The sequence below is a fragment of the Williamsia sp. genome (assembly GCF_016462415.1).
Taxonomy (GTDB): domain Bacteria; phylum Actinomycetota; class Actinomycetes; order Mycobacteriales; family Mycobacteriaceae; genus Williamsia_A.
On record NZ_JAEMTF010000006.1, the window covers coordinates 65,763 to 71,856 of the forward strand.

Here is a 6,094-nt window from a genome sequence, read left to right on the forward strand (position 1 = left end):
CCTACTGCTGCGGCCGCACGAACGGGAACGTGAGCGTGGGACGGATCGCGACACCGGAGAGCATCATGACGAGCCGGTCCACGCCGAGTCCGAGTCCGCCGGTCGGCGGCATGGCGTAGCCGAGAGCGTGCAGGAAGTCCTCGTCCAACGACATCGCCTCGGGGTCACCGCCGGCGGCCTGCATCGACTGCCGGGTGAGCCGGTCGCGCTGGTCCACCGGGTCGGTGAGCTCGGAGTACGCGGTGCCCAGCTCGGCGCCGAAGCCGACCAGGTCCCACTGCTCGGTGAGCCGCGGGTCGGAGCGGTGCTTGCGCGCCAGGGGTGAGACCTCGATGGGGAAGTCGTAGTAGAACGTCGGGAACCGGGTCTGTTTCTCGACGAGCGCCTCGTAGAGTTCCATCACCATCTTGCCCGCGGGCATGTCGGCGGTGGTGTCGATGCCGTGGCGCGTGCAGATCTCGCCCACGTCGGCCGCACTGGACGACGAGCTGACCGCCGACCCGCACGCCCGCGACACCGCCTCGTGCACGGTGATGATCGGCCAGGTGCCGTCGAGCCGCACGGTCTCGATCTCCCCGGACTCACCCGGCTGCAGTGCGATCGGCTCACCGTTGACCGCAACGGCCATCGCCAGGATCAGCTCACGCGTCAGTTCCCGCATCGAGTTGTAGTCGCCGTAGGCCTGATAGGCCTCCAGCGACGTGAACTCGGGGTTGTGGGTGGCGTCGGCACCCTCGTTGCGGAAGTTGCGGTTCAACTCGAAGATCGCGCCCATCCCGCTGACGCACAGGCGCTTGAGGTACAGCTCGGGTGCGATGCGCAGGTAGAGCTGCTGGTCGTAGGCGTTGATGTGGGTCTTGAAGGGTCGCGCCGAGGCGCCGCCGTGCACGGTCTGCAACATCGGCGTCTCGACCTCGAGGAACTGATGTGCGTGCAGGGTGTCGCGCAGCGCACGGACCCCGCGCGACCGCTTCTGCAGCAGGTCCACCGCCGACCGACTGGTGATGAGATCCAGCGGCCGGTCCCGGACGCGGACGTCGTCGCTGAGTTCGGCGGTCAGCTGCGGCAGCGGGTTGAGGCATTTGCCCGCCATCTCCCAGGTCGACACCGACACCGACAACTCTCCACTGCGCGACCCGACCACCTCACCGGTCACGCTGATGAGGTCACCGACATCGACGATCCGACGGAACCGATCGTGCTCGCCGGGCCGCGCCGTGGCGGCGTCGGAGAGCACCTGGATCCGCGCAGCGTCGTCCTCGAGGAGGGCGAAGACCACGCCACCGAGGTCGCGCACCGCGCGCACCCGCCCCGCGATCGACACCGTCGTCGACGTACGGGCCTCTGCCGCGAGCCCGTCGTGGGCGGCGATGACGTCGGCCACCCGATCGGTCCGTCGCACCGCGACCGGGTACGGCTCGTGTCCGTCGGCCCGGATGCCGTCCAGCTTCGCGCGGCGCATGCGTTGCTGGTCGTTGAGACGCGGCGGCGGGACCCGTGTGACCAGCAGATCGCGCTCGAGTGCGTTGACGGCGTCGACGAAGCCGGTGTCGGTGCGACGCGGCTGGGTGTCCGGGGTCTTGGACCCGACCAGGAACGTCGGGCCCAGGTGCGGCAGGAATCCCTCCGCGACACCGACCGCGACCGCAGCCCGCATGACGGTGAGCGAGGGGTGATAGCAGAGCATCCGAGGCAGCCACTCCGGGTGGTACTTCTGGTTCGACTTGTACAGCGTCTCGAGCTGATAGAACTTCGACGCGAAGCCGAGAACCGAGTCCACCGCACGGGTGATCGGGCCGGCACCCTCACGCTCGGCGTCGGAGAACACCGACCGGAACACCGCGAAGTTCAACGAGATCCGCCGGATGCCGAGGTCGCCCGCCGACTCGATGAGCCGGGCGACGAGGTACTCGTTGACGCCGTTCTCCGCGGCACGGTCGCGGCGCATCAGGTCCAGCGACACCCCGCGCAGTCCCCACGGGACGAACGAGAGGAAGGCCCGGATCTCGCCGGCGGGATCGTGCGCGGTGATGATCAGGCAGCGACCGTCGGCCGGATCGCCAACGCGGTTCAGCGCCATCGAGAACCCGCGTTCGGTGTCCTCGCCGCGCCACTTGTCGGCGAGGTGCTCGATGGTCGCCAGTTCGTCCGGACTGAGTTCTGCGTGCCGCTTGATGCTGGTGGTGTAGCCGGCCGCGGTCACGCGGTTGACGGCCTGGCGCACCGGCTTCATCGACGCGCCGCGCAGGCTGAAGTCGTCGACGTCGATGATGGCCTCGTCGCCGATCGCGAGGACCTTGAGTCCGGCCGCCCGATAGACCTTCGCGCCTGCCTCGCTCGCCGCGAGCACCGCCGCGTGCAGGCTGTGGGTCCGGCAGTTGGCGAGCCACGCCTGCACCGCGGGCAGCCACGACTCGGGCGCACCGATGGGGTCGGCGCTGGCCACGCTGACGCTGCCCACGGCCCGGAAGGTCACCGCGGCCCGGCCGTCCGGCGAGAAGACCACCGACTTGTCGCGGCGGGTGGCGAAGTACCCGAGTGAGTCGTCCTCGCCGTTGCACAGCAGCAGTTCGCGGATGCGCAGTTCCTGGTCGGCGTCGGCGAACTCGTTGTCGCGGTTGGCCCGGTAGAGCACCATCAGCGCGAGGACCAGCGCCAGCGCCGACATCCAGCCGGCCAGCACGTAGATCGGGTGGTGGCCCTGGTGACCCTGCAGCAACGCGTCGCTCATGCCTGCTCGGTCACCGAAGGTCGACCTCAGTGCCCACTGCGCCTTCTCGTCCCAGCCCTGCAGGGTGTGCGGGAAGGCGACGGTCAGCACGAACGTGACGATGAACGACATCGCCAGACCACCGACGAGGACGCCGAGCGCCGCGCGGACCGAGCGGTGCGCCAGCTCGGCGGTGAAGGCCCGACGGGAGTAGACGAACGCGCCGAGGACCACGACGCCGATCACGAGCACCACCGATGCGGTCACCGGCGAGGTGGCGAACGCGTCGTAGTCGTTGTCGGTGTCGATGTCCTCGATGAAGGTGCTGAGCAACACGAAGACGTCGTCGATGACGGCGAGCACCATCACCGCCAGCAATGCGGTGTGCGCGGCCTTGAAACGTCGACGGACCGCGCCGGCGAGCGCGAGCACGAGCAGGATGACGAAGATGCTGGGGTCGGCAGGCACGTTGAACGCGCCGACGAGGTCGGTCAGGGCGTCGACGAACCGGAAGTGACGGAACGGGATCGCGATCAGCGACACCACCGCGGCGATGGTCAGCAGACGACCGGACCAGAGGGCGATCCGCTCGGCCGCGACCTGTCCGCGTTGCCCGTTCACGATCCTTCGCGACGGCGGGCGACCGTCGTCAGTCGAGTTGGCACGCTTGGGTTTTGCAACCACCGGGGCAGCGGACATAAACGCCGAGCCTAGCAGCCCGAGCAGGCCACCACGGCGACATCGCCGCCGACACCCCCGGGGCCTCTCGGGCCCGCCGCGGGGCGCTCCCGACGACGTGGTGGACGCCGTCGACCCGGCCGAGGCGCCGCACGAGGACCGGTTCCGCACACCCGACCGTGCCCGATACGCGAACTGTCCGATTTATCCTGTTGGCCAGCATCTTTCGGACGTCGCTCGCCGTGGGCGCCCGCATTCCTCCGTATGCTCGTATCCGGTCGGAGACGACCGCCCACGTCGATCGACGCGGGCCGGCACGGAGAAGGCGGCTGCGATGTCCGAGGTCGTCCCGAACCACCCGACGGGTCCGAAGGCGCACCACGCGGCCGCCGACGTCGAGTTGTCGCGCAACGTCCCGGAATCGATCGGCTACGCGGCCAAGCGTCTGATCCTCGGCAGACCGATGATCACCGACCAGCTCAAGAACGAGCGCCTGTCGAACCCCGTCGCCCTCGGGGTCCTCGCTCCCGACGCCATCTCGTCGACCGCCTACGGCAGCGAGCTCATCCTCGTCGAACTGCTCCCGTACGCCGGGCTCGCCGCGTTCTCCCTCCTGCTGCCGCTGACCGGGGTGATCCTGTGCATCCTCGTCCTGGTCGCCGCGTCGTATCGCCAGGTGGTGATGGCCTACACCCGCGCGGGCGGGTCCTACGTCGTCGCCCGCGAGAACTTCGGGCCACGGGTGGCGCAGGTCGCGGCCGCTGCGCTGCTGATCGACTACGTGGTCACCGTCGCCGTACAGGCGTCGGCGGGGACGGTGGCCGTGGTGTCGGCGGTGAAGGTACTCGGCCCCTACAGCCTCGAGATCACCATCGGCGTGGTCGTCATCATGTGCTGGGTGAACCTGCGCGGTCTGAAGGAGGCAGGCCGTCCGTTCGCGATGCCCACCTACTTCTTCACCGGGATGCTGTTGCTGATGATCGTGGTCGGCATCGTGCGCGAGGCCACCACCGGTCTGACGAAGTACGTGCCGTCGGAGTTGCCGGGCACCGTCGAGGTCCACCAGGGCAACGGGCTGATCGCCGGGGCTACGCTGCTCATCCTGCTCCGCGCGTTCGCCAACGGCGGGTCGTCACTGACCGGTGTCGAGGCCATCTCCAACACGGTCGGCTCGTTCCGCAAGCCCGAGGGAACCAACGCCCGGCTGGTGCTGACGGTGATGGCCTGCATCCTCGGCATCCTGCTGACCGGCGTCGCATGGCTGGCGTACGAGACGCACGCGACCCCCTACGTCGACGGGTACCCGTCGGTGCTGTCGGAGATCGCCCGACGGGTCTTCGGTGGCGGCGCCCTCGGCTCGACCCTCTACGTGATGCTGCAGATCGCCACAGCGGCCATCCTGTTCACCGGGGCCAACACCAGCTTCAACGGCTTCCCGGCATTGGCCAATTTCGTCGCCGCCGATCGTTTCCTGCCCCGGCAGCTGTCCAAGCGCGGTCACCGACTGGTGTTCTCCAACGGCATCCTGGTCCTGGCCGTGTTCGCCATCGCGCTGCTGATCACCACCGGCGGATCGGTCAACGCGCTGATCCCGTTCTACGCCATCGGGGTGTTCACCGGATTCGCGATGGCCGGGTACGGGATGACGAAACACCACCTCACGCACAAGGAATCGGGGTGGCGCCGCAGGTTGTCGATCAACCTCGCCGCCGGTGTCGTCTCGACGGTCGTCGTCGCGATCTTCGCCATCGCCAAGTTCACCGAGGGCGCGTGGTTGGTGGTCGTCGTGTTCCCGCTGCTGGTCTTCGGGCTCATCCGCCTCAATCGCGAGTACCGCGCCGAGGCAGCCATCCTCGAGGAGTTCCGGACCAACCGACCCGAGCAGGTGAACTACGCCCGACACACCGCGTTCGTCCTCGTCAGCTCGGTCGATCTCGCGGTCCTCGAGGCCTTGCGATACGGCCACGGACTGCGCGCCGACGAGCTGACCGCCGTGCACCTGATGGTCGACGCCGCCCAGGCCGAGAAGCTGCGGGCACGGTGGGAGCACTACGACCTGCGGACCCCGCTGACGATCATCGACTGCCCCGATCGACGACTGACGCGCGGCGTGCAGCGTCTCGTCGTCGACGCGTTGGCGCAGGCACCACGGTCACACGTCACGGTGCTGCTGCCGCGGCGCACCTACGCGCCCCTGCTCGGTCGGTTGCTGCACGATCGCAGCGCCGACAAGATCTCCCGTGCGGTGAGCGAGATCCCGCACGCCGCCGCGACGATCATCCCGTTCGACGTCCAAGCCGAGATCCGCAAGGCCTTCCCGGATGTCGTCGAGGAACGGTTGACCCGCAAGGTCGAACAGCTGCAGGCGCGGATCGCCCGCGACGACGACGCCGAGTTGCGCGACTACGCCGAGCCGGAGAGCCCGGCGTCGACGTTGGCGATCGGCGGGCTCATGGTCGGTCACCGCGGCACCGTCGAGGGGCGTGTCCGCGACACCTTCGACAAGGTGATCGACGAGACGCCGGTGCACATCGTCGAGGTCGAGGACGACAGCGGTCTGCTGCGGCTGCGCTTCGCCGACGACGCCGGTTCCGACATCGTCGCCGGTCAGCTCCTGCGAGCCAGCGGCAAGGCGCGTCAGGGGCGCAAGGGGGTCGTGATGGTCAACCCGTCCTACGAGATCGTCACCGATGACGACGAGACCGA

2 protein-coding genes are annotated in these 6,094 nt (G+C 68.8%); one reads left to right on the forward strand and one right to left on the reverse strand.

Features of this window, described 5'->3' with window-relative positions; translation table 11 throughout:
* Position 1 precedes the first annotated feature (1 nt).
* Entirely contained in the window at positions 2 to 3,331 is a 3,330-nt protein-coding gene (gene lysX / locus JHC79_RS02705) for a bifunctional lysylphosphatidylglycerol synthetase/lysine--tRNA ligase LysX (RefSeq protein ID WP_296388326.1), read from the reverse strand.
* Positions 3,332 to 3,722: 391 nt separating this feature from the next.
* Between lysX and JHC79_RS02710 the strand changes: the two genes are divergently transcribed.
* On the forward strand, positions 3,723 to 6,094 hold a 2,372-nt coding region (locus JHC79_RS02710; protein WP_296388327.1), incomplete at its 3' end, for an amino acid permease.